This window comes from Candidatus Dedyshia acidiphila (assembly GCF_051025295.1).
Taxonomy (GTDB): Bacteria; Acidobacteriota; Terriglobia; order Terriglobales; family Acidobacteriaceae; genus KBS-83.
In genome coordinates, this window is sequence record NZ_JBMGJV010000008.1 from 20,382 (window position 1) to 43,309 (window position 22,928).

22 protein-coding genes are annotated in these 22,928 nt (G+C 64.2%); 12 read left to right on the top strand and 10 right to left on the bottom strand.

All coding sequences use genetic code 11. The annotated features are described in order from the left end of the window. Positions 1-21: 21 nt before the first annotated feature. Entirely contained in the window at positions 22-510 is a 489-nt protein-coding gene (locus AC5IJH_RS05130) for a fasciclin domain-containing protein (protein ID WP_491901819.1), read from the bottom strand. A 372-nt stretch (positions 511-882) separates the two neighbouring features. Here AC5IJH_RS05130 and AC5IJH_RS05135 point away from each other — a divergent pair, with 372 nt between their 5' ends. From AC5IJH_RS05135 to mraY, 8 genes are all read left to right on the top strand, one after another. Next, positions 883-1,383 carry a DUF2127 domain-containing protein gene (locus tag AC5IJH_RS05135; RefSeq protein WP_491901731.1) on the top strand — a complete coding sequence of 167 codons (501 nt, stop codon included), beginning with the start codon at positions 883-885 and terminating at the stop codon, positions 1,381-1,383. 425 nt (positions 1,384-1,808) lie between these two features. Beyond that, complete coding sequence (locus AC5IJH_RS05140) at positions 1,809-2,246, top strand: division/cell wall cluster transcriptional repressor MraZ (protein WP_491901732.1); 438 nt, start codon at positions 1,809-1,811, stop codon at positions 2,244-2,246. 51 nt (positions 2,247-2,297) lie between these two features. Further along, the gene (rsmH, locus tag AC5IJH_RS05145) at positions 2,298-3,257 is read left to right on the top strand and encodes a 16S rRNA (cytosine(1402)-N(4))-methyltransferase RsmH (protein WP_491901733.1); all 960 of its coding nucleotides are present in this window, start codon (positions 2,298-2,300) and stop codon (positions 3,255-3,257) included. A 261-nt stretch (positions 3,258-3,518) separates the two neighbouring features. Further along, a complete protein-coding gene (locus AC5IJH_RS05150; RefSeq protein ID WP_491901734.1) occupies positions 3,519-4,031 on the top strand; it encodes a cell division protein FtsL in 513 nt (170 codons plus the stop codon). Positions 4,032-4,049: 18 nt separating this feature from the next. Then, on the top strand, positions 4,050-6,392 hold the full coding sequence (locus AC5IJH_RS05155) for a penicillin-binding transpeptidase domain-containing protein (RefSeq protein WP_491901735.1): 2,343 nt from the start codon (positions 4,050-4,052) through the stop codon (positions 6,390-6,392). Between the two features lie 100 nt (positions 6,393-6,492). Further along, on the top strand, positions 6,493-8,007 hold the full coding sequence (locus AC5IJH_RS05160) for a UDP-N-acetylmuramoyl-L-alanyl-D-glutamate--2,6-diaminopimelate ligase (RefSeq protein WP_491901736.1): 1,515 nt from the start codon (positions 6,493-6,495) through the stop codon (positions 8,005-8,007). Next, on the top strand, positions 8,004-9,458 hold the full coding sequence (locus AC5IJH_RS05165; protein WP_491901737.1) for a UDP-N-acetylmuramoyl-tripeptide--D-alanyl-D-alanine ligase: 1,455 nt from the start codon (positions 8,004-8,006) through the stop codon (positions 9,456-9,458). Before AC5IJH_RS05160 ends, AC5IJH_RS05165 begins: the two co-directional genes overlap by 4 nt. Positions 9,459-9,566: 108 nt before the next feature. Beyond that, positions 9,567-10,700, top strand: coding sequence for a phospho-N-acetylmuramoyl-pentapeptide-transferase (mraY, locus tag AC5IJH_RS05170; protein ID WP_491901738.1), 1,134 nt, complete (start codon positions 9,567-9,569; stop codon positions 10,698-10,700). Positions 10,701-10,707: 7 nt separating this feature from the next. Here the strand turns inward: mraY and AC5IJH_RS05175 are convergent, their stop codons facing one another. Next, on the bottom strand, positions 10,708-11,106 hold the full coding sequence (locus AC5IJH_RS05175; RefSeq protein ID WP_491901739.1) for a type II toxin-antitoxin system VapC family toxin: 399 nt from the start codon (positions 11,104-11,106) through the stop codon (positions 10,708-10,710). Next, positions 11,103-11,354, bottom strand: a complete 252-nt coding sequence (locus AC5IJH_RS05180; RefSeq protein ID WP_491901740.1) for an AbrB/MazE/SpoVT family DNA-binding domain-containing protein — start codon at positions 11,352-11,354, stop codon at positions 11,103-11,105. The genes AC5IJH_RS05175 and AC5IJH_RS05180 overlap by 4 nt, the downstream gene beginning before the upstream one ends. Positions 11,355-11,470: 116 nt before the next feature. On the opposite strand from AC5IJH_RS05180, the gene murD reads away from it, so the two are divergent. The 3 genes from murD to AC5IJH_RS05195 all read left to right on the top strand — a co-directional run bounded on the left by murD (position 11,471) and on the right by AC5IJH_RS05195 (position 14,635). Further along, on the top strand, positions 11,471-12,859 hold the full coding sequence (murD, locus tag AC5IJH_RS05185; protein ID WP_491901741.1) for a UDP-N-acetylmuramoyl-L-alanine--D-glutamate ligase: 1,389 nt from the start codon (positions 11,471-11,473) through the stop codon (positions 12,857-12,859). A 38-nt stretch (positions 12,860-12,897) separates the two neighbouring features. Further along, on the top strand, positions 12,898-13,989 hold the full coding sequence (gene ftsW / locus AC5IJH_RS05190; RefSeq protein WP_491901742.1) for a putative lipid II flippase FtsW: 1,092 nt from the start codon (positions 12,898-12,900) through the stop codon (positions 13,987-13,989). A 115-nt stretch (positions 13,990-14,104) separates the two neighbouring features. Beyond that, positions 14,105-14,635, top strand: a complete 531-nt coding sequence (locus AC5IJH_RS05195; protein WP_491901743.1) for a hypothetical protein — start codon at positions 14,105-14,107, stop codon at positions 14,633-14,635. Between the two features lie 15 nt (positions 14,636-14,650). Here AC5IJH_RS05195 and AC5IJH_RS05200 read toward each other — a convergent pair whose 3' ends face one another. The 4 genes from AC5IJH_RS05200 to AC5IJH_RS05215 form a co-directional block, all read right to left on the bottom strand. Further along, entirely contained in the window at positions 14,651-14,947 is a 297-nt protein-coding gene (locus AC5IJH_RS05200) for a hypothetical protein (RefSeq protein ID WP_491901744.1), read from the bottom strand. Positions 14,948-15,046: 99 nt separating this feature from the next. Further along, a complete protein-coding gene (locus AC5IJH_RS05205; protein ID WP_491901745.1) occupies positions 15,047-16,369 on the bottom strand; it encodes a M56 family metallopeptidase in 1,323 nt (440 codons plus the stop codon). Between the two features lie 3 nt (positions 16,370-16,372). Further along, the gene (locus AC5IJH_RS05210) at positions 16,373-16,753 is read right to left on the bottom strand and encodes a BlaI/MecI/CopY family transcriptional regulator (protein WP_491901746.1); all 381 of its coding nucleotides are present in this window, start codon (positions 16,751-16,753) and stop codon (positions 16,373-16,375) included. 162 nt (positions 16,754-16,915) lie between these two features. Next, positions 16,916-18,334, bottom strand: a complete 1,419-nt coding sequence (locus AC5IJH_RS05215) for a hypothetical protein (RefSeq protein ID WP_491901747.1) — start codon at positions 18,332-18,334, stop codon at positions 16,916-16,918. Between the two features lie 474 nt (positions 18,335-18,808). Between AC5IJH_RS05215 and murG the strand changes: the two genes are divergently transcribed. Further along, positions 18,809-19,933, top strand: a complete 1,125-nt coding sequence (murG, locus tag AC5IJH_RS05220; RefSeq protein WP_491901748.1) for an undecaprenyldiphospho-muramoylpentapeptide beta-N-acetylglucosaminyltransferase — start codon at positions 18,809-18,811, stop codon at positions 19,931-19,933. Here the strand turns inward: murG and AC5IJH_RS05225 are convergent. The 3 genes from AC5IJH_RS05225 to AC5IJH_RS05235 all read right to left on the bottom strand — a co-directional run bounded on the left by AC5IJH_RS05225 (position 19,893) and on the right by AC5IJH_RS05235 (position 22,752). Further along, on the bottom strand, positions 19,893-20,321 hold the full coding sequence (locus tag AC5IJH_RS05225; protein WP_491901749.1) for a hypothetical protein: 429 nt from the start codon (positions 20,319-20,321) through the stop codon (positions 19,893-19,895). The two genes, murG and AC5IJH_RS05225, sit on opposite strands and share 41 nt — an antisense overlap. After that, the gene (locus AC5IJH_RS05230) at positions 20,318-21,901 is read right to left on the bottom strand and encodes a hypothetical protein (RefSeq protein ID WP_491901750.1); all 1,584 of its coding nucleotides are present in this window, start codon (positions 21,899-21,901) and stop codon (positions 20,318-20,320) included. Before AC5IJH_RS05230 ends, AC5IJH_RS05225 begins: the two co-directional genes overlap by 4 nt. Before the next feature lie 173 nt (positions 21,902-22,074). Continuing rightward, entirely contained in the window at positions 22,075-22,752 is a 678-nt protein-coding gene (locus AC5IJH_RS05235) for a hypothetical protein (RefSeq protein WP_491901751.1), read from the bottom strand. Between the last annotated feature and the right edge of the window lie 176 nt (positions 22,753-22,928).

Sequence of the window (22,928 nt, forward strand, 5' to 3'; positions counted from 1 at the left end):
CATGGAGCAAACTGCGAAAAACTAGTTAGGGAGCAGAACGGCGTTCACGACGTGGATCACGCCATTCGACTGGTAGACATCCGCGATGGTGACGGTGGACGTGCCACCCTTCTCGTCGGTCAGCACCAGCTTGCCGCCGGTCATGGCTGCGGTCAGCGTGCCGCCCTCAACCGTGGTCAGGGTCGCCTTGCCGTGGCCTTCCTTGATGGCCTTCTTGATCGCCTTGGAATCCATGGTGCCGGCCACGACGTGATAGGTCAGAACCTTCTTCAGCTGGTCCTTGTTCTCAGGCTTGAGCAGGGTGTCGACCGTGCCGGCAGGCAGTGCGCTGAAGGCTTCGTTGGTCGGCGCGAAGACGGTGAACGGGCCGGGGCTGGAAAGCGTGTCCACCAGGCCAGCTGCCTTCACGGCGGCGACCAGGGTGGTGTGGTCCTTCGAGTTGACGGCATTCTCGACGATGTTCTTGTTCGAGTACATCGGCGCGCCACCCACGTTGGGGTCCTTCTTCATGGCGTCCTGCGCGAAGGTGGTGGTGCCAAGGGCGAGAATCAGGGCCATGCCGGCCGCGTACAGGTGTTTGAGCTTCATCAGTGAATTCCTTTCGTCTCTCGAGTGTTGGTCGAGGAGTCGCTGTGGCCGGCCTTGCCTGTCACAACGTCTTGGTGCACTGAGGGAACGCCCTGGGTGTCGGGGTGGATTGCTGTGCCCACGAGAATTCCAGTGTCATCACAAAGCCAGTCCCGAATGTGCATGGCACGCAAGAACCGGGACATCGGCCGGCGGACGCACAAGGCACGAGCTCTGCTGTGCGACCACCGGGGCACGGAAGAGGGATACGCATCCAAGACAGGAAGCGGTGAGATGGTCTAATACTTGGAGCCAATGACCACCCAATCCATGGAGCGCGCCGCGACCCGGCCGTCACACGATCGCTGGCTGGTCCTTATCGGCGGATTCAAGGTGCTGGAAGGGTTGGTCTTCGTCCTCATCGGGGTCGGAGTCATCCGACTGCTGCACCGCGATCTGGCGGACCTGCTGGTCCGCGCCGCGATGGCGATCCGGGTCGATCCCGAGAGCCGCTTCGTAAACTTCCTTCTCGACAAGGTCCAGTTGCTGACGCCGCACAAGATTCGGCTGATCAGCGCCGGCATTTTCCTTAAATCCGCACTCGACTTCGTTGAGGGCACAGGGTTGATGCTCGAAAAGGCCTGGGCGGAGTGGCTGACCATCGGCCTGACCGCCTCGTTCCTGCCCTGGGAGATCTTCGAGATCGTGCGCCACTTTACCTGGGTGAAGGTGGGGCTCAGCGTCATCAACGTGATCGTGCTGCTCTACCTTCTGTGGGTGCAGCAGCGTCGTCTGCGGGCTCACCGAGCCCACTGAGGCCGTTCCGGTCGCCACGCGGCGTGAATCTCTCCGCCGAGCTCGAAAAGTTTTCCTCAGGCACCCTCGATTTAGGCCCTGTTTTTCAACAGGGAATCCCACACACGGGTCACGTCCGTCACGGACGTAATGGCGAAGAAAAGGCGTATACCGCGCTTTTTTCGTTCTGACAAGCCCCGGAAGCCTTGGAGAACCCAGTCGCTAAACACTGCCTGTAGGGGATGAACCCATTCGGGACCGGCTCTGTTGTGCTTTCGCCTGGGAAGGCGGGTTGCCCGAATGCGCTGCCGCTTTTCCCATTTGACCGCCGGGAAAGCTGGGCTAGGATGTGGATGTTGGTGGTCGGAAGTGGTCAAAAGTAGTGAATCTGACCGGAGACCAGCGCAACCGAGTGAAGAGTAGCACCGAGGGGCGGGCTGGACAGGATGTTTCGTGGCAATCACCCAACCCGCGTCGATGAAAAGGGACGTCTCAAGATCCCTGCTGATTTCAAGCGCGAAGTCGATGAGCGGTACGGGGCCCAGTTCTTCATTACCAGTGTGGACGGCGAGCGGGCGCAGGTCTGGCCCATGCCGGAGTGGCAAAAGATTGAAGAGAAGGTGCTGGCGATGCCCACGGTGCCGGCAAAGAAGAAGTGGCTGGACCGGACGAGCTACTACGGCCAGGTGGCCGAGATGGACGCACAGGGGCGGGTGCTGATCCCGCAGGTGCTGCGTGAGTCCGCGAAGACGATGGGCAATGTGGTGGTGTTCGGCAAGCTGAACTACCTGGAAGTCGCGAATCACGATCTGTTCCGCGCCAAGCTCGAGTCCGAGCCGATGACCGCGGACGATGAAGCAGCCCTGGCTGAGCTTGGACTGTAAGAGCGAAGGCGGCTGTAGCAGCAAAGGTTCAAAACCCCTCAGGGGGTGCGCATGACGGCGGAACGCAGCGACGAACGACGCCATGTGCCGGTTCTTTTCCAACAAGCGATCCGTTCTCTGAATGTGCGCGCGGGTGGGACGTATGTAGACGCCACCCTAGGCATGGCCGGGCACTCGATCGGCATCGCGCGAGCGCTGGCAGAGGTAAGCCAGCCGGGCGCGACGGGCACACTGGTCGGTTTCGACCGGGACCCGGAAGCGATGGCAATCGCCACCCGCAGGCTGGCAGCACTGGCCGAGGAGCTGGGTGACCGCATGCCGGAGCTGGTGCTCCACAGCGAGCCCTTCTCGATGGCCAAGGGCCTGCTCGAGCCGGGCAGTGTGGATGGGCTGCTGGCCGATGTCGGGGTCAGCTCACTGCAGATCGATGAGGCGCACAGAGGATTCAGTTTTCAGGCAGACGGGCCACTCGACATGCGGATGGATCCGCGTCGAGGGACGACTGCCGCACAAGTGGTAAACCAGGCCGGCGAAAAAGAACTCGCTGACCTGATTTACGAATTCGGAGAGGAAAGGAGGTCGCGGAGAATCGCCAGAGCCATTGTCAGGGCGCGGCCGATCTCGACTACGGGGCAACTGGCCCGGGTCGTATCGGCTGCCGCCCCGGCGATGAAATCTGACCGATTGCACGCCGCTACCCGTACCTTTCAGGCACTCCGGATTCACGTGAACGATGAGTTGGGGGAATTGAAGGCCCTGCTCGAGGCAGCACCGGTGCTATTGCGGCCGGGCGGACGCCTCGCGGTGATCAGCTTCCACTCACTCGAAGACCGGCTGGTAAAGGACGCCATGCGAGAGGGAGCCAGGGTAGGTATATACCACCTGGATTCCCGCAAGCCCCTTCCCGTCGATGAGGAAGAGATGGATCGCAACCCCCGGTCCCGCAGCGCAAAATTGCGCGTCGCGGAGCGGATTGCCGAGCCAGCAGCGGAGAGCTTCAGGCGGCGGTAAGTGGTTGGAAGAGAACATCGAAAGGGTTTCTGCCGGGAAGTGTTCGAGGCAGACCTGAGAGTTGTCAGTAAGCGCTTCGGTGGACCGGCAAGCCGGGTCGCTGAAGCGATTCGATACGAGATGGTTCAGGGCGGCAGCGCCTGGGAGGATCAGGGTCGGTAGTAATCACCCTGGTTCCACAGGGTGTACTAACTTGATTCCCCCAGCATGCACTATATTCGGTGCATGCCAACGCTGTACGCACCGGATGGAAGGACGACAATGGCGACACAGGCGATGGCAGCGCAAGGATGGCTCGATGGATTTCGTAGCGGCGTCGATGGAGTCGCAGAGCGCAATCAGCTTCTGCTCCATGCGCAGCAGCGCGCCCGCCGCGGTCCTACCCCGGAGGTCTTCTTCGCGAAGCACCTCGACAACACCCGGCTGGTGAAGGCCGCCGATCCGGTGCGCGTCAAGGAGATGCGCCGGTTCGCGATCGCCATGACCATGTTGTTTGCGATGGTGATGCTCTACGGATGGCAGCACTTCTCGTCGATTGAAATCGGCTACCGCGTGGAAGCGGAGAAGCAGCAGCTGGAGCAGATGCATGAGCAGAATCGGCAGCTCGGCCTGCACGAAGCGCAGCTTTGCGACCTGAACCGGCTGGACCGCGAGGCGCGGCGGCTGGGTATGGATGCACCGCGACCCGGCCAAGTCGTGCGGCCGGAGAGCGGCATGGATTCGGACCTTGGACCGGGCGCTCCCGTGATGGCGCAGGTGCGCACACAGCCGTAGTTACGATGTAGGAGTCCGGTGGAAGGGTTCTCGTTTCAACCCAAGCAGCAGACCACACGCGCAGTCGTCGCCGCCCCGCGACGGCTGCGTTTCGTGTTTGCCGCCATATTGTTCGGTGTGTGGGCGCTGGTGATCCTGGGCCGGCTCACGTGGCTGCAGGTGGCCACGCATGCCGACTACGTGGACCTGGCGACGCGTCAGCAGCAGCGCACCTTTGAGGTGGCGCCGCGGCGCGGCATGCTCTACGACCGCAACCTGCGCGAGCTGGCGATGACGGTGCTGGTCGATTCCGTCTACGGCGTGCCGAACGAGATCCAGGACAAGGATGCGACCGCGGCAGCGCTGTCGCGCGTCGTGCACGCCGATCCGACGGATGGCTTCACCACGGCTCACCAGATCGATGCGCGCTTTCATGCGTCGAAGAACTTCGCGTGGATCGCCCGCAAGCTGGATCCGGCAACGATTGCGCGCGTCAAGGCCCTCAACCTGAAGGGCGTCTACTTCCAGAAGGAGTTCAAGCGCTTTTACCCGAACGATGCGCTGGCGGCGCAGGTGCTCGGGTATGTGGGCACCGACGACAACGGCCTGGGTGGCCTCGAGCGTCGCTTCGATGCCGACCTGCACGGCACGCCGGGCCACATGCTGACGGCGCTGGACGCGAAGCGCCACGTGCTGGGCAGCGAAGCGCGTGAGCCGGAGCCGGGCGACAGCCTGATGCTCTCCATCGACGAGAACATTCAGTTCATGGCCGAGCGTGCGCTTGACCATGCAATGGACCGGACCAAGGCGCTGAACGGCACCGTGGTCGTGCAGGACACGCACACCGGGCAGATTCTCGCACTGGCGATGCGGCCCACCTACAACCCCAACGACTTCCGCCACGCGACGACGACGCTGCTGCGCAATCACGCGATTAGCGACGTCTACGAGCCGGGCTCGACGTTCAAGCTGGTGGTGTACTCGGCTGCGCTCGATGCAGCCGGCGTGCAGCCGACGGACCTGGTCGATTGCCAGGGTGGGCAGATCACTCTGTTTGGCCGCACCATCCACGATGATGCGTCGGACAAAGGCATGGGCGTTGTCACGGTGGCTCGCGCACTGGAACGGTCGAGCGACGTGGCTGCCGTGAAGCTGGCGCTCAAGGTCGGCCCGGACCGCCTCTACTCCTACATCACTGGCTACGGCTTCGGCAGCCGCAGCGGCATTCAACTGCCCAGCGAGACGCGCGGGCTGCTGCGTCCGCCCAGGCGCTGGGGCTCTACCAGCATCGCGTCGCTCGCGATCGGGCATGAGATCGGTGTCACGCCAGTGCAGCTGGTCTCGATGGTCTCGGCTATTGGTAACGGTGGCACGTACATGCCCCCGAGCATCCTGCTCGAGAGCTCGCAGCAGATGCATGCCGGCGAGGGCATGCACGCGATGCCGTTCCACCCTGTGCCGGAGTTGCCGGCCTCGCTGCCCACCGGGGCGCACCGCGTGATCACGCCACTCACCTCCGCAAAGATGCGGAGGATGATGCAGGGCATCGTGCTGAACGGCACGGGCCGCAGCGCAGCGCTGAACGGCTACTCCGCTGCCGGCAAGACGGGCACGGCGCAGAAGATCGATCCGCTGACGCACACCTATTCGCACACCAAGCACATCGCATCCTTCGCCGGCTTCGCGCCGGCGAACAATCCGGCGATCAGCGTGGCCGTGATCATCGACGACCCCAAGGCGGGCGACTATCACGGTGCTGCTGCGTCCGCGCCGGTGTTCAAGGAAGTGGCGCAGCAGGTGCTCGAGTACCTGGGCGTGCCGCATGACCAGCCCATGGCGGACAAGCCGGCGGCGCCCATCCCGCCGCAGGACCTCGCCGACTCCGGCACGGAAGCGGACTCCGGCGATCTGCAGGCTCTGTTCGCAGAGGTGAACAACCTTCCAGCGGACGATCCGCTTCGCCATGCAGACGGCACGCAGCCAGCGGCTGTGTCGTCCGATGGCGACGAGCACGGCGTTTCGACGGTAGCTGCAGTTGCGCCGCCTCCGACGATGGCGCCGCCGACCAGCAGGACCGCGCCCGGTGAGTTGCACGATGTGCAGGCGCCCGCGGAAGCGATGCCGCATGTGGCCGAGCCGCCCAGGACCGACAATGCGAACGCCAGCGCAGGCGCCGACGGCAGCACGTTGATCACGGATGCGAAGCACCGTGTGTCCGTGCCATCGTTCGAGGGAGCGACAGTGCGACAGGTGGTCGAGCGAGCCGGCACGGCGGGACTCGCCGTGCAGTTGCTGGGCAACGGCTTGGCACGTGAGCAGGCCCCCGCAGCAGGCACGCTCGTCCCGATTGGCACGGAGATCGTTGTGCGCTTCGCACGCTGACGCGATCACACAAGGCTTCGGCGATGGCGATCGCGAGCCTTCTCTGTGAGCCTTTCTGGGTACGGCTGCACCTGCGAACCTTGCCGTAAGATGGCCGAGCATGCCGCGCCCGCTCTCCCTTTCTGCTGCTCTCCGTAACGTGCAGGTGCTGCGCCGCATGGGCGGCGATTCTGAGATCACGAGCGTCGAGTACGACTCCCGCCGTGTCGTGCCCGGTTCTCTGTTTGTCGCCATGCGCGGCGAGACGACGGACGGCAATCGCTACATAGAGCAGGCAGTAGCGCGCGGTGCGGTCGCGGTGGTGACCGACTCTGCTGCTGCGTACGACGCCGCCAGCAACGGCCCGCTCGACGCCGCCGTCATCGAAGTGCCGCATGGACGGCGGGCGCTGGCCACGATCGCGGCATCAATCTTTGGACATCCCGAGCAACAAGTGAAGCTCTGTGGTGTGACCGGCACCAACGGCAAGACCACGACGGCGTTTCTGCTGGAGCAGTGGCTGCGCGCTGCGGGACGGACCACGGCGCTGGTCGGCACGATCGAATACCGGCTCGCAGGTGAGGTTCGCCCCGCCCCGCACACCACGCCGGAGTCGCGCGATCTGCTTGCACTGCTTGCGGAGGGTGTCGAGCGAGGTGTCACAGATGCGGTGATGGAAGTGTCCTCGCATGCGCTCGACCAGGGGCGCGTCTGGGGCATACCGTACGACGTTGCGATCTTCACAAACTTGACGCAGGATCACCTCGATTACCACGGCACGATGGAGGCGTATCTTGCGGCGAAGCAGAAGCTGTTCGATGGCTCACAGGCGCCTGCGCCCCGCGTCGCCATGCTGAATGCAGAGGACCCGGTCGAGGCGGTGCTGGCAGAAGCCGCGCAGGCCGCGGGCTCACGCATCCTTACCTACGGCGTCGATCGCGGCGATCTGCATGCGCGTGATGTGCGCATGCGGCCGGGCGGGATGAGCTTCATCGCGGTGACGCCTGCGGGCGAGACGACGCTCGATGTGTCGCTGACCGGTCGCGTCAATGTGCTGAACCTGCTGGCATCGCTTGGGGCTGCGCTCGAGCGCGGTGTCACGCTCGAGCAGATCGCCGCTGCTGCGCCGAAGCTTGCGCCCGTGCCGGGACGATTCGAGGCCGTCGATGCGGGCCAGCCGTTCACTGTTGTGGTCGACTATGCGCATACGGATGATGCGCTGCGCAACGTGCTCGCACTTGCGCGATCGCTGGTCGCGCCGCAAGGTGGCCGGGTGCTGGTGGTGTTCGGCTGCGGCGGCGATCGCGACCGCACCAAGCGCCCCAGGATGGGGCGTGCCGCGGCGGAAGCAGCCGACATCGTGATCCTGACGTCGGACAATCCGCGATCTGAAGATCCGCGCGCCATCCTGGACGAGATTCTTCCCGGAACGGCGGGACTGGGTGCCGCCGTGCACGTGGAGCCTGATCGCGCGATCGCGATCCGGATGGGCATCCGCGAGGCCCGTGCTGGGGACATTGTGGTGATTGCAGGCAAGGGACACGAAAAGACGCAAACGATCGGACGCGCTGTGCTGGCGTTCGACGATGTGGCGGTGGCGCGCACCGCGCTCGAGCAGGAGAGAGCAGGCGAATGAAACTGGGGCTGGCACAAATCGCGCAGTGGACCGGCGCACAACTCATCCTCCCGCCCGGCTTGGCCGGCTCAAGCATTCAGGCGACCGGCTATTCCATCGACACGCGCACGCTCGCGCCGGGGGACCTCTTCTTCGCGATTCGTGGTGAGCGCTTTGACGCACACGACTTCGTCGCGGACGCTGTGCACTCGGGAGCATCGGCCGCTGTGGTGCATCGGACGCAACTGAATGACCTGCCGCCAGAGGTGAAGGCGCAACCGCTGATCGTGGTCGACGACTCGCTGGTCGCCCTGCAAACGCTGGCCGCGGCGGTACGGCGTTATTGGGGCGGGCGCGTGATCGCGGTGACTGGCTCGGCAGGGAAGACCTCCACCAAGGAGGCGATCGCCACCGTGCTGGCGTCGCACTTCCGTGTACTCCGCTCGAAGGGAAACCTGAACAATCACTTCGGCCTGCCGCTTCAGTTGCTGAAGCTGGAACCGGAGGATGAGGTCGCGGTGGTCGAGATGGGGATGTCCGCGGCAGGCGAGATCGCGACGCTCTGTCGCATCGCGGAGCCGGACTGGGGCGTGGTGACGAACGTCGGCAACGCGCACGCAGAGAATTTTTCAGATGGCATTGCTGGCGTCGCGCGCGCGAAGTACGAGTTGGTCGAGGGGCTGTCTCTTTCCGCTAGGGAGCGTGGCATCGCTTTCCTCAATGCCGACGATGCGTATGTGTCGCAGTTCGGGCGCAACTTCCCCGGCCGCGCACGCTACTACGGCACAGCCGCTGTGGCAGATGTGCGGGCCGAGCAGGTCGAAGAGCGCGGTGTCGATGGGTCGCGCTTCCGCGTTGTGGTGCATGCGGTCGCCGATACGGGCAGCGTGGAGCAGGCGGCGACCGTCGAGACCGCGTTGATGGGTCAGCACAACGTGCTGAACGCGCTGGTGGCGATCGCGGTGGGGCTCGAGTCGGGCATTCCGCTGGCGCAGTGTGTGGCAGCAGTGGCGACGCTGAAGCCGGAGGATCGGCGCGGCGAGTTGGTGACCTGGCGCGGCGCCACACTGATCAACGACAGCTACAACTCCAACCCCGAGGCGCTGCAGGCGATGATCCGTACGCTGGCCGCAGTGCCCGCGAAGCGGCGGATCCTGGTAGCGGGCGAGATGCTCGAGCTGGGACGCCGCGGCACGCAACTGCACCGCGAGTGCGGTGAAGCGGCTGCCGCTGCTGGCATCGACATCGTGATCGGCGTCCGAGGCTGCGGGCGGGAGATCGTTGCCGGTGCAGAGACGGTCGGCGACGGCGTTCACCCGGTCCGCGCGATCTTTCTCGAGACGCCGCAGCTTGCCGGGGAGTGGCTGGCGCAGAACCTCGAACCGGGCGATGCGGTGTTGCTGAAGGCGTCCCGCGGGGTGCGGCTGGAGCAGGCCCTCGCAATTCTCAAGGAGCGCGAAGCAGCGGTGTGAACCAGCCGAGCTAACCAGCGCTGCGCGGCCGCGCCGGTACACTAACCGCATCCACCCGAAGCCGGGCATTGCTGCGCGCGCACACACGGGAGGCGGTGCGGAGGTCGTTTGCTTTACTGGCTGCTCTATCAAAAACTGTTCCCGTACTTCCGGCCCTTCCGGATTTTCCGCTACCTCACGTTCCGTACGGCATTCGCCACGCTGACCGCGCTGCTGATCGCGCTGGTCGTCGGCCCGTACGTCATCCAGAAGCTCCGCGAGTTTCAGATTGGCCAGTACATCCGCGAAGAGGGGCCGCAGGCGCACCAGAAGAAGGCCGGCACACCCACCATGGGTGGCGTGCTGATCGCCATCTCTGTGCTGCTGCCGACTTTGCTGTGGGCAGACCTGTCGGACCCGCTGATCTGGATGGCGATGCTCTCCATGCTGTCGTTCGGCGCGATCGGCTTTGCTGATGACTACATCAAGGTCGCGCACAAGCGGAACCTGGGGCTGACAGGTCGCGCAAAGCTGGGACTGCAGATCGCAGTCAGCACCCTGATCGGCGCCGCGCTCGTCTATCTCGAGACGCAGGGGAACTACTCGACGCGGCTGGTAGTGCCGTTCCTGAAGCGCTTCCGGCCGGACCTGGTCGTCAGCTCAATGCAGCACGCGCCACACCTCTACTACCTGAGCTTTCTGCCGTTCGTGCTGTTCACGATCCTGGTCATCGTGGGTTCAAGCAACGCGGTCAACCTGACGGATGGACTCGACGGACTCGCCATCGGCTGCACGATCATCGCGGCGGGCGCGCTCACTGTGCTGACGTACGTCAGTGGCCACGTGGTCTTCGCGGACTATCTCGAACTGCAGCGCATGCCGCTCGCCGGTGAGGTGACGATCTTCTGCGGGGCAATGGTCGGCGCAAGCATCGGCTTCCTCTGGTACAACGCGCACCCGGCCGAGGTCTTCATGGGTGACGTCGGCTCGCTCGCGCTGGGCGGGGCGATCGGCACCGTCGCGGTGATCATCAAGCAGGAGCTGCTGCTGCCATTCATCGGCGGCATCTTCGTGCTGGAGGCGCTCTCGGTCATGCTGCAGGTGGGCAGCTACAAGCTGCGCAAGAAGCGCATCTTCAAGATGGCGCCGCTGCACCACCACTTCGAATTGATGGGCTGGTCGGAGTCGAAGGTGATCGCGCGGTTCTGGATCGCCGCGCTGGTGTTTGCGCTGTTCGCGCTGACGACGCTCAAGCTGCGCTAGCGCACGCCTAACGCAGAAGTTGCGCAGCGAGCGTCTGCGCCTTCATCAGGCTGACTGCGGCTTTGTCGAAGGAGACGAAGACCTCGCCCCCCAACATGCGACCCTCATGCGCGATGACGCCATCGGCGAAGTCGCCTCCGCCCGCGAGCGCGGTGAGACCAGCTTCCGCTGCCGCGCGGTCGGTGTGTACGTTTGTTGCAGCCAGCAGAGCGCGGATGGCAGTCGAGATGTCCGTCGTGTCGAATCCGTATACCTTCTGCAACACCCAGACGAACTCACAGAGGCATGGTATGGCGACGGCGATCACCGACGCGCTCGAGAGCACCTTCGCCGCGGCCCGCGCCTGCCGCGGATCGTCCTTCACTGCGGCGCGAACGAGCACGTTGGTATCGACTGCAATTTTCAAGGCCGTTCCGTCCAGCCTCCCTGAGCTGCACGGTCTAACTCATCGAGTGTGGCGACCTTCTTCCGCTTGCCGGCGAGCACTCCGACAAAATCGCCGATGCTCCCGACGGCAGGGTCTGCCAGCAGCTCTGCTCGACCGCCGGGGAGCAGCTCGAGGGCAATCCTGTCCCCTGGCCGTATGCCAAGGTGCTTGAGAATATCTTTGCGGAAGGTCACCTGGCCTCGCGCGGTCACTGTCAGTCGAGTCATCGTGTGCCTCCCTTGCTCAGGTTCAGTGTAATGCAGTCTCACATTACTACTGGATCTCTTCTCCCCGATCGCGCTTTCCACACACCGGATGGTGCACTTCCGATAAGCTCACCACTGTGGAACTCAAGGGCAAAAAGGTCCTCGTGGTCGGGCTCGGTGTGTCCGGGCTGGCGGCAGCACTGTTTTTGCGTCGGCGAGGAGCGCAGGTCACTGTCTCTGACCTGCGCAGCCCGGAAGAGCTTTCGCGGCACATCCCCGCGCTTCTCGACGCGGGTGTGAACGTCGAGGCGGGTGGCCATGGCCACGCGACCTTCCGCCGGCAGGACCTGATCGTGCTCTCGCCGGGCGTGACGCCCAACTCACCAGAGCTGGACGAGGCGCGCACCTTCCAGATCCCGATCATCGGCGAGATCGAGCTCGCGGCGCGGTTCCTGAAGACCGAGATGCTGGCCATCACAGGCTCGAATGGCAAGACGACGACGACGACGCTCGCGGGCGAGATCCTGAAAGCTGGCGGCCTGACGACTCTGGTGGGCGGCAACATCGGACTGCCTGCAGTCGAATTGATCGACCAGCCCGATAACCATGCTGGCGCGTGGACTGTGCTTGAGTTGTCCAGCTTCCAACTCGAGACGGTCGACACCTTCCGCCCGAAGATCGCCGTGCTGCTGAACCTGACGCCCGATCACCTCGATCGTCACGGCTCGTTTGAGAACTATGCGCGTGCGAAGGAGCGCATCTTCGCGCGGCAGACATCGGACGACGCCCTGGTGCTCAACGGCGACGACCCTCGCGTGCAGCAGGCGGCCAGTCGCGCCGCATCGCGCGTGTATTGGTTCAGCCGGACGAAGCTGGTGCGGCAGGGCGCGTGCGTGCACCAGGGCATCGTCGTGTTCCGAGCGAACGAGACAGCGGCGCTCGAACCCATCCTGCCTGTTGCGGAGGTTCCGCTCAAGGGCGCGCACAATGTAGAGAACGTGCTGGCGGCGGTGTGCGCGGCGCGGCTTGCCGGCGTCGAAGCCGGGGCGATCGCCCATGCCATCCGCGGGTTCCATGCGGTTGAGCATCGGCTGGAGTTCGTGGACACGGTGGCCGGGGTCGACTATTACAACGACTCGAAGGCGACCAATGTGGACTCCACGATGAAGGCGCTGGAGTCGTTTCCGGGCGGCGTCCACCTAATCCTCGGTGGCAAGGACAAGAAGTCCGACTACACCACCCTACGGCCCCTGCTGCAGCAGCGCGTGAAGCGCGTTTACACGATCGGTGCGGCGGCGGAGAAGATCGAAGCGCACCTTGCCGGATCGGTCGAGGTGGTCCATGCCGAGACACTTCCCACCGCGGTGGCGCGGGCGCATGATGCAGCAGAGGCCGGCGATGTCGTCCTGCTCGCGCCTGCCTGCTCCAGCTTCGATCAATTTGAAAACTATGAACAGCGCGGCCGCGTCTTCAAGGAGCTGGTCGCGAAGCAGAAGGCAGCGGAAGGAAAGCACGTCTCGGCATGAAGCAGGGCAGGGCATCGCAGATGGCGCGGGAGAACTAAATGGCAAAGCGCGTCGGCGTCGATAAGTGGCTGTTCTGCGTCACGTTGTTGCTGGTGCTGTTCGGGCTGGCGATGGTGTTCAGCGCCTCGGCCGTAATGGCGAAGGAACGCTTCGGTTCGCCGTACACCTTCGTGCTGCGGCAGGCGGCATGGGCCGTCTTCGGCCTGATCAGCATGACGCTGCTGATGCACGTCGACTATCGGCGCTACAACCGGCCCAATATCGTCTTTCCTGCCGTCGCCATCACGGTGCTCTGTTTGCTCGGCGCGTTCCTGATGCGCGACTCGCACAACACGCACCGCTGGATCAAGTTCGGCATGTTCTCGTTCCAGCCGTCGGAAATTGCGAAACCCACGCTGGTGCTCTTCCTCGCGTGGTTTCTGCAGGACCGCATGCAGCAGATCGAGGACTGGCGCAACACGCTGCTGCCCGCCGCGATCCCCAGCCTGCTCTTCATCGCGCTCATCCTGAAGGAGCCGGACCTCGGCACCGCAATGGTCTGCGCATTTGTGACGGCGCTCATGCTCTACCTGGCCGGCATGGAGAAGAAGTACTTCGCGTATGCGGCGATGGCGGCTGCTCCGGTGCTGTACTGGATGCTGTTCCGTGTGAGCTGGCGTCGCGCCCGCATGCTGGCCTTCCTGAATCCCTGGAAGGATCCGCAGGGTTCGGGCTTCCACACTATTCAGTCGCTGATCGCGGTGGGCACGGGCGGGCTGCGCGGCCTAGGCTACATGGAGGGCCGGCAGAAGCTCTTCTACCTGCCAGAGCCGCACACCGACTTCATCTTCGCGAATGTGGCGGAGGAGCTAGGACTGCTCGGCGCAGTCGTGATCCTGTCGCTGTTCATCGTGCTCGGCTACCGCGGGCTACGCACTGCGTCGCTGTCGAAGGACCCATTCGCGCGCTTCCTCGCCTTCGGCATCACGGCGACGATTCTGATCCAGGCCTTCTTCAATATCAGTGTGGTGCTCGCGCTGGTGCCGACCAAGGGCATCACGCTGCCGTTCATCTCTTACGGTGGCACGTCGCTGTTTTTCACGCTGGCGAGCATCGGTGTGCTGCTGAACCTCTCCCGCGAAACAGACTAGCCTGCCCCGAAAGAGGCAGCCCTCTGTGCGAATGGGGGACGGCGCTCGGCCCCGCTTCGGGCGATGCTGAAAACGGCAACCTCGGTAACCTCGACGGCGACAGAAGGGCATCAGGGTGAGACGCGGATTCTTCTCGGGCAAGACGGACAAGGTAGCGCAGCGGCTGGCCGCCTCGACCGCCGCTGCCCACAACCTGGACGCGTTGCGTGCCCTGCTGCATGAGCCGGCCCGCGAACACCCCGCCGCGTTGAAGGGCAGTCCGCTGGCGCCGGGCGCGGTGCTCGAATGGTGGATCTACGGCATGTACGTGGTGCGCACGCTGGTACAGCGCACGCTCGCCGAGGTGCGCACAGATCGCGATGCGCTGCTCGACGATTTCTTTATCGAGACCTATGCGCTATTCGCTGACTCGAGCCTCAGCCGCGCACAGCAGAAGCTGTTCATCGCAGACGTCGAGCAGCGCTTTGCCGCGTATGACGCGCTCAATAATGATGACCAGCGGCTGGACAGTGCCGCCGGACTGCTGCTGTCGCCAGAGATCGATCGCTATAGCCGCTTCCGATTCGTCTTTCAGCACCTGGTTGCAGCGCACGAGGCGAAGTTTGCAGCCGAGGTACGGCACGTCCTCGCGAGCGAACCCGAGTAGCTCGCAAGCGCCAGACTAGGCAGCCTTCTTCTCGAACTCCTCGCGCACATCTTCCAGCCGCGGCAGACCCAGCGCCTTCAATCGATCGTTCACTGACCGGGCATGGCTCGAGTGCAGATCGTCCTTGTACATGCGGACGATCTCGTCGGCACTGCCGTAGTGGTGGTAGCGGTCTCGCTCGGTGCGGGTCTTGTCCTGCACATACTCGAGGTCGTCGCGCTGCCTGCCGCTGTATCGATCGGCGGACGCCTTCAGTATGGGATCGAAGACTTTCCGATCCAGAAAGTCGATCAGCTCCTGTTTCGACGCCATCGTTCCTCCAAAGAGGCGGGTTGCGCCGCCCCCTGAAGGAGTCGATGAGCGGGAGCCGGACTTCGTTTTCTGTGGGCTGCTGGTTCTTCGCAGCGCAAATCAGCCGGCGAGGTTGTAGATGACGTTGACCGTGGTCTCCACAGGGACGGGCTTTTCGTCCACCGTGTACGGCTTCCAGCGCCAGGTGCGCACTGCCGTGATCGCGCTCTCGGTCAACAGATCGCTGGGGCTGCTCACGACATGGATGTCTTCCGGATCCCCCTGCTCATTGATGACCAGTGCAAGCGTCACTTTGCCCTGGATTTTCTTCTGCCTGGCCTCGGCGGGGTAGGTCGGGTTTTCGCCGGCAATTCTCATGCCCGCCATGTCGCCAGCGGGCACCTGCACAGGTTGAGCGCTCCGCATGCCTGAGGCGGCGGGCGGTTCGAGCCGCAGCGCCACTGCGGACGAACAGGTGAGAACTGCGGCGAGTACGGCAGTCGCGACTGCCGCGATGCGGCGTGCGCGACCGATGGTTGAGGCGGGCTGAGCGAGAGACATGATTCTCCTTTCGAAACTACGGGGTTCTAAAAAGCCGATGGCCGGTAGCCCGGCGACCGGGTGTGGTCCGCCGAGAGCTGCGGCGATCCGCAGCAGCGAGCGGGCGTAGGGCTTGCGGCCGCCAGCAGCCGGAGCAGCGATCCCGTCACACACCAGCTCCCGGGTTGCGGCAATCTGACGGCTGGTAGCGCGAAGTGCCGGATGCCAGCCGAGCGGCAGCGCGAGCACGCTGTACAGCAGGTGCTTCGCAACATCTGCGCGGGCGCAATGCGCCAGCTCGTGAGCGAAGGTCGCCTGCAGGTCGGTGTGGGAGAGCGTCTCGGCAAAGCCCTCGGGAACCAGCAGCATGGGCCGGCGCATGCCGAGTGTGAGAGGTCCGACGACGTGCGGCGAAGTCGCAAGCGCTGGCCTCTGCTGCGGAGGCGTCTGCGAACAGGCCTGCTCCCATGCGATCGCTGTCTCTGCGGTGAGGTGCAACGGGTGTGCCTCCCGGGCCAGTGCGCGGACACGCCACAGGCCCCAGAGCAGCCGGAGTGCCGCGTAGAGCAGCCAGCCGGCATGGAGCGCAACAACGGCCACGAATGCAGCCTCGCCGATCTGACTCCGTGCGCCCGCGATCACGGCAGGACTGAACGTCACGCTGACCAGACCTGCGCTGCTACCCGCGGGTATGGGCCAGTGCAGCCAGGAAAAGGCGCGGACCTGGACCGCCGGCAGCACGACCTCTGCCACAAGTGCCGCAACCCAGACGCGGTGCTCCGGCTGCGCTCCAAGCGGCCGAACGAGCCGCGCCACCAGCAGTGCGGCGAGAAACACCAGAGGCACCTGCCACAGCGCGTTCAGCAGGTAGGCGAGCCAGGAGAGTGCAATGGCAGACATCATGAGTCACTCCTCCGTGTCCTCGCGGCCAAGACGCCGCGTTAGTTCGGCCAGACGCTCGGGATCGATATCGCGGCTCTCGATCAGGTTCATCAGCAGCGCCTCTGCCGAGCCGCCGAAGACACGATCGACCAGGTCGCGGACGGCGTGCCGCCGGGCGCGCGACTCCGTGACGGCTGCGCTGTACAGGTAGGCCCGGCCGCGCAGCTTGCGCTTCAGCTTTCCCTTGCGCACCAGGATGTTGAGCATCGTCTGCACGGTGGTGTAGGCCAGCGGCTGCGTCATCTGGCCCTGCACATCCGCAACGCTGCCCGAGCCCAGCTTCCAGATCACCTGCATGATCTGCAGCTCCAGGCGGGTCAGCCGGGTTGGTTCGCGTTCGCCCATAGCCTGCGTCTCCTAACGAATTAGGACAGTATGCCCCGAAGTGGCGCGCTGTCAACTAAGGTTTTAGGAGAGTGGACGGCAAATCTACCGATCGCGGAACAATTGCCGTTTGCAAGAAAGAGGGGCGTCCATGGCTGGACGCCCCTGAGTGCATGAAGGGTCCTAGTAAGGCGTGGAGAACGGGCAGGATGCGGGACCGGGCTGCACGATGTTCTTGCCATTGTTTGCCTGGTCGATTGCGGTCTCAATCACTTGCATCTTGTTCCTCAGGCTCAGTTGATTGCTCGAGAACACGGGAACACCGTTGGCTGTCTTGAGAAGAGCCGCGCCGTCAGCCATGAGCTGGTCGATGGACACGTATCCGAGCGAGTTCGCACCCGGCGTTCCCGCGGCGTAGACCAGCAAACTCGAATTGAAGTGGGCGATGTTGATGTTGAAGTACATGGTGATCATCTGGGCGGAGAGCATGTTCGCCATGTTGTTTGCGTTCGCACCGAGCAGATACGAACTGATCGGGCTTGCGGCAGGCGTGTAGAGGCCGTTCGCACTCTGCCAGAGGGCGAAGTTGTCGAGCCCGCTCCAGCCGGACCACTTATTTCCGGAGAGATACGTTCTGTAACCGTTGTTGGCCCAATATCCCAGAGTGAACGCTCCGGGGGTGCTGCCCAGGCAGATGTTGCCGAACACCGCGCCATTGCTGCCGGCAGGAATCATCGCCGTGAGCAGGCTCGTGTCGCACGAGAGCGCCGGGTCCACGGTGTACTGGTCGCCGCTCCACACGTAGCAGGCAGTCACGCGCCAGTTTGTTGCAGGGAGGATTTCCTGGAGCAGATAGGCGCTGCTCGCGTCCTGGATCGTGTATTGCCCGCCTGCGTTGGTATAGGTGTGGAACGTCAGCGAAGTGTCTAGATCGGTTGCGTTGATCCGCCAACCTGAGATGCCGGGCTCGTTACTCTGCCACACGCCATCCGCATTCGCGTCGTAGAACTTCCACCCAACAAGGGGCGGCGGTGGATTACCTGTCGGAGTTCCGCACCCTGCACTTGGGCACTTGACCTTGAAGTTGTCGGTTTTCGCATCCTTATCGGAGTATCCGATGCTGATGCCATCCGCGCCGACGCTGACATCCCCGGCAGACTTCTGGATCAGGGTCACCTTGTACTCGCCGCCGGCATTCGTCGTGATCGAGTAGGGGTAGAGCTGCACGGTGATGCTGCCATTGGCAGTGGGGCCAGCAGTAGCGTGGACGTTTGGGCAGGTCGACTCCGGGGTATAGGCGGCGAAGATGCCGTTGTTCACGTAAACCTCGCGGCAGACCGCGGGATCGGTCGAGAGCAGCGTGCCCTTGCTCGGGTCGGTCACTTCGAAGTAGTAGGTTCCCGTCGGCAGTCCATTTGGATTGCCGTTCTGGGGGCCGCCATTCAGGTAAACGTCCGTGAGCTGCGCGTAGATGTTGCCGTTGACGAGCGACCCGCTCGCATTCGTCGTATAGATGGCCCCTGAGATCTGGGCCACAGCCCTGACGTTGGCCAGCAACGCCAGAATAAGTGCCGAGGCAATCAGCCAATATCGGCGATTCATAATCAAGCTCCTTCCGAATCCTGAGAGGTGACGTATGACGAAGAGCCCGCAGAGACGCAGGTTCGTCGCAGATGCAAGGGGCGGGTCGGGAGGAGGAGTGCGGCCCGGTTCAGTTCATTTGCTTGGGTACGCCAGCACTCACCGGGAGGGAAGCACCGGTGCGGATAGGGAACAATCCGGATGAGCGATGGGAAGAGAGGGGATCTTCAGGGCCCTGCGGTATGCAAGGGCCAGAGTGCGACACGGTAACGAGATCGTCAAAGGAGAAGTGGTAATTCAATTGAATTACCTGCGCGAAGTGGAAGCGCGTGACTACGCCGCGGCACTTCGATCGGTGCGGCGACCTTCTCCAGGCATACGACGGCGCCCGAGACCTCCCGGCCCGTGCCACGCAAGGGCACCGACCGGCGGAACCGAAGTGGGTATTGTTCCTCACGCGTTCTCCTTGCCAACATGGCGGAGAGATCGAGGCCCGTGCAGACCAACCATCAGAATCCAGAGCAGCTTTCCAGCCCCGCGGCCGTGCGCGTCCTGATCGCCGGCGGCGGCACGGGCGGCCATGTCATTCCGGGGCTCGCGATTGCGCGTGCGCTGCGCGATCAGCACGGAGCAGAGGTGCGCTTTGTGGGCACGGCGCGCGGCCTCGAAACCAAGCTGGTGCCGGAGGCCGGCTTTGCACTCGAGCTGGTCGAGGCGGGGCAGCTTAAGAATGTCAGCATGGCTACCCGCCTGCGCACCGCCTTCGATGTGCCACGCGGTGTGTTGCGCTGCATTGCGCTCCTCCGCAGTTACAAGCCACAGGTCGTCATTGGCGTGGGTGGCTACGCCTCCGGGCCGGCCATGCTGGCTGCACTGCTGCTGCGGATTCCGAGCATGGTGTATGAGCCGAATGCTGCCCCCGGCCTCGCCAATCGACTCGTGGGCAAGCGGGTGAATGCGGCAGCCGTGAACTTTTCCGCCGCGACCCGCTTCTTTCGCAATGCAGAGGTCACGGGCGTCCCGGTGCGTGAGGCGTTCTTCGCGCTACCGCCGCGCGCGCCGGACGGCACGCGTCATCTGCTCGTCTTCGGTGGAAGTCTCGGGGCGCGTGCGCTGAACCAGGCGATGCCGCGCGTGGCACGCGCGCTGCTCGAAGCGGTGCCGGCGCTCACCATCCTGCACCAGGCCGGCGCGAAGCACGCGGAGAGCACCATGGCCGAATACGTGGCCAGCGGCGCCGACCCGGCACGCTGGCAGGTGCGCGCCTTCCTCGACGACATGCCGGCCCGGTTCGCAGCAGCGGATCTGATCCTGTGCCGGAGCGGCAGTTCGGTCGCGGAGCTGGCTGCGGCCGGAAAGCCTTCTGTGCTGGTACCGTTTCCGTTCGCAGCGGACAATCACCAACACAAGAATGCCGAGGTTTTCGCGGAGGCTGGCGCGGCGGTGCTGGTGCCTGAGTCGGAGCTGAAGGACGACCGGCTGCTGCGCGAGCTGACGTCGCTGCTCGAGGATTCACAGCGCTTGCAGCAGATGGGCGAGCGGGCGCGCACGCTCGCGCGGCCCGATGCGCTGGCTCGCATTACGGCGATGGCACTGCGGCTGGCTGGCTCTTCTCGCTGACGCCTGCGTGCGCTCCGTCTTCGGCACCCGCCTGGAGAGTTGGTCCAGCCTGCGCTGGCACAAGCTGCGACGCGGCATAGACGGCGATGCGATCGCCATCCATGACTGCCAGGAGTGCTCCGCTGGGCGAGACCGCAAACGGCTGATGGAGCGGCAGTGGAGCGTGCATCGGCACCCTCATTGCAAGGTGGCCATCGCTTGTGTCGAAAAACGAGAGGGTTTCTCGGGCAAGATCCTCGACGTGGAATTGCGAATCACGAACGAGGTTGGGACCACCTTCGACGACCGCAAGGGGAAAGTAGCGCTTCGCGACCACGTCCCCCAACAGCGGAGTGAACTGCCTGGCGTGCGTACTTCCGCTGAGGACGGGTACGCCATTGCTGCTCATGATAATGAACGGTCGGTCGAGGCCGAGCGAGTGCATGTTTCGAGCGCCAGCAGATCCGGAGCGGCGCTTTCAAGGTGCGGGATGCACGTCGAGGCGACCCGTGCGAATTCGCGGTGGGACTCCCGGTGCCAGCTCTGATGCTGAAGATAGAACTCGCCACTGGGTAGGTGCCGTATCTGGATGGTGCCGTCGTTCACCAGGGTCGGCGGCAGTAATCGCGAGCTTGCCACCTCTTCGTCGATGACGGACAGGCCGCTGTCCAGAATGCGGACCCGAACGCGCTCTTCCGGCCCGCTCGCGTCGCTTGCCGACAGCGCCTGGTGTTCGGCCGCCTGGTGCATCTCCTCCGTGACACCGACCGCATAGTGAGAGCCGTCCGGGGAGAGACGGAGAAATGCGAGAGGCCCATGGAGCGGGAGCACGCGCTCTTCGTGAAGATTCGCACCAAGCCAGCGCAGCGAGTTCTCGACGTGCAGGAGCACACGGCCGTCCGGGAGAGGCCAGAGAAACTGCTTGTCGTCTTGCACGCGGAAGCTCTGCCTTTGGTGGATCTCGCCATTCGGCAGATCGAACACCACGGCGCTCACCATGTGGGGGTGGTCCTCAGGTTGGTCGCGGAGGTCGCGTTGCATCAGGGCTCTCGAATGGAAGACCAGCAGGAGCTGATTCTCACTGAGGAACGAGAGTGCAGCGTCGTAGTTGAGCTGCGTTAACTCTGCCTTGGCGAGCGGTTTATAGCCGGTATCCGCCAAAGTCAGCGTCAGGGTCGGTCGCGCCGAGCGCTGCTCGCCGAACGCGGCGAGTGAGCAGGCTGGGGAATGGCAGACAGCCAGTGCTGGAACGGCTGGGCGGGCTACCTTTGCCAAGGGGCTACTCACCGGGTTCGACAACGTTCGCCGTTCGACACGGGGATCCCCAACGAGCACGAAGACAGACCCGGCGGGTAAGCGCAGCCGGCCTGATGTGGACGAGAGCTTCGTGCTCTCCGCCGGGCCACCTGCAGGCTGTAACGTCAGGTGAGGCAGGTGCCAGACTTGCCCGGGGCGGATGAATTGCGGCCGCGGTTCCGGTGCCGCTTCGCTGGAGCCGGAGAACAGCGGAAAATTCGGACTGTCGCGTCCCGAGAGGGTCGAATCACCGGTCTTGCTCGTCCCGGAACTCGTACTGCCTCCTTCGCCGAAGGTAGGCGAGCGAAAGGCCTGCACGACAGTGGATCGCTCCTGGACACCCTTGAGCGCCGCGTCCTCCGGTCCCAGCAGCGCCAGCCAGAAGAGCTTCGATCCGCCGCTGGTGTCGCAGGGGTTCCAGAAGGTCAACGCGATCTGCTCGTGCTTCGCGCCAGGGCCGGTCTGAACGGCGACGATAGTGGCGTGGATCGCCGCTCCGCTGGCCAGATGACACGTTCCGCTGGACCAGTCGGCGTTGGCGGTGAACAGCAACTCATCGCCAGCCTTCAGTGCACGCGCATCGAGGGAGCGAGAGAGCTTCGCCTCCAGTGGTGGGACCTTCGCGGTCTGCGGCAGAGCCACGGTCGCCGCAACCGAGACGCTGAGTGTGACGAGGAGGGACTTGAGACCCATATCTGTGAGCAAAAACTGACCCATCCGTTGATCTGCACGATCGGATGACGCTCAGTCTAGTCCTGGAAGGTTCTCTGCCATACAGGGCAGCAGAGTGAATGCTCACTAACGCAAACGCAGAGAGGCCGGCAGCTTGTGCGCTGCCGGCCTCTTGCTTATCCACACGAGAGTGTTTAGCGGTGTCCGCCGCCGCCGTGGAACCCTCCGCCACCACCGCCGCCGTGGAACCCACCACCACCGCCGCCGTGGAAACCGCCGCCACCGCCACCACCGTGGAAGCCGCCAGCACCGCCGCCATGGAATCCGCCACCACCGTAGCCGCCGCCGTTCCGGATGCCACCACCCCGGTAGCCGCCCCCGTTGCCGCCGCGGAATCCGTTGTAGGGGTGACCGACCGGTCCCCCGCCATAGCTGCCGGGTCCATAGCCGCGGCCGTACCCTTCACGTCCGTAGCCGCCGCGCCCGTATCCCTCATGTCCGTAGCCATAACCGCGGCCGTATCCGTAACCGCTGCGGTAGCCATAGCCCCGACCGTAGTAGCCGCCGCGATACCCATGTCCCCAGTAGCCGTGGTACCAGGGGCCGGCGCCGATGAAGAGGCCGCCGAGGAACCAGCTCGGTCCGTAGAAGCCGTACGGTGCGCAGGCATACGGGTAGTACGAGTAGTAGCCGTAGGGGCAGACCGGCGCTGGACCGTAGTCATACGCGTCGTAGTAGTCAGGAGCCGGCTCGTAGTAGCCAGGCTCGCCCACACCGATGCCGACCGAGACCTGCCCCTCCGCGGGCGTGGTCAGGGCCAGTGGCAGGGCCGCCACGCTGAGCGCGAGCAGCCATCCGAAAAGTCGCTTCATGATTCCCCCTGAGACTCCGATGCCGTGCTGCTAACCGCGGAAGTCTGGTGGTCGGGGTCGCCCGGTGGTTAGGGCCGGATGCCCCAGTTCCTCGGACCCCGGCCCGCGGCGGAAGTTGCGCGGAGATGAATCGCAGTTGGCAGGCGTTGCTGCCGGTCCCCCGACGTCCAGACCCG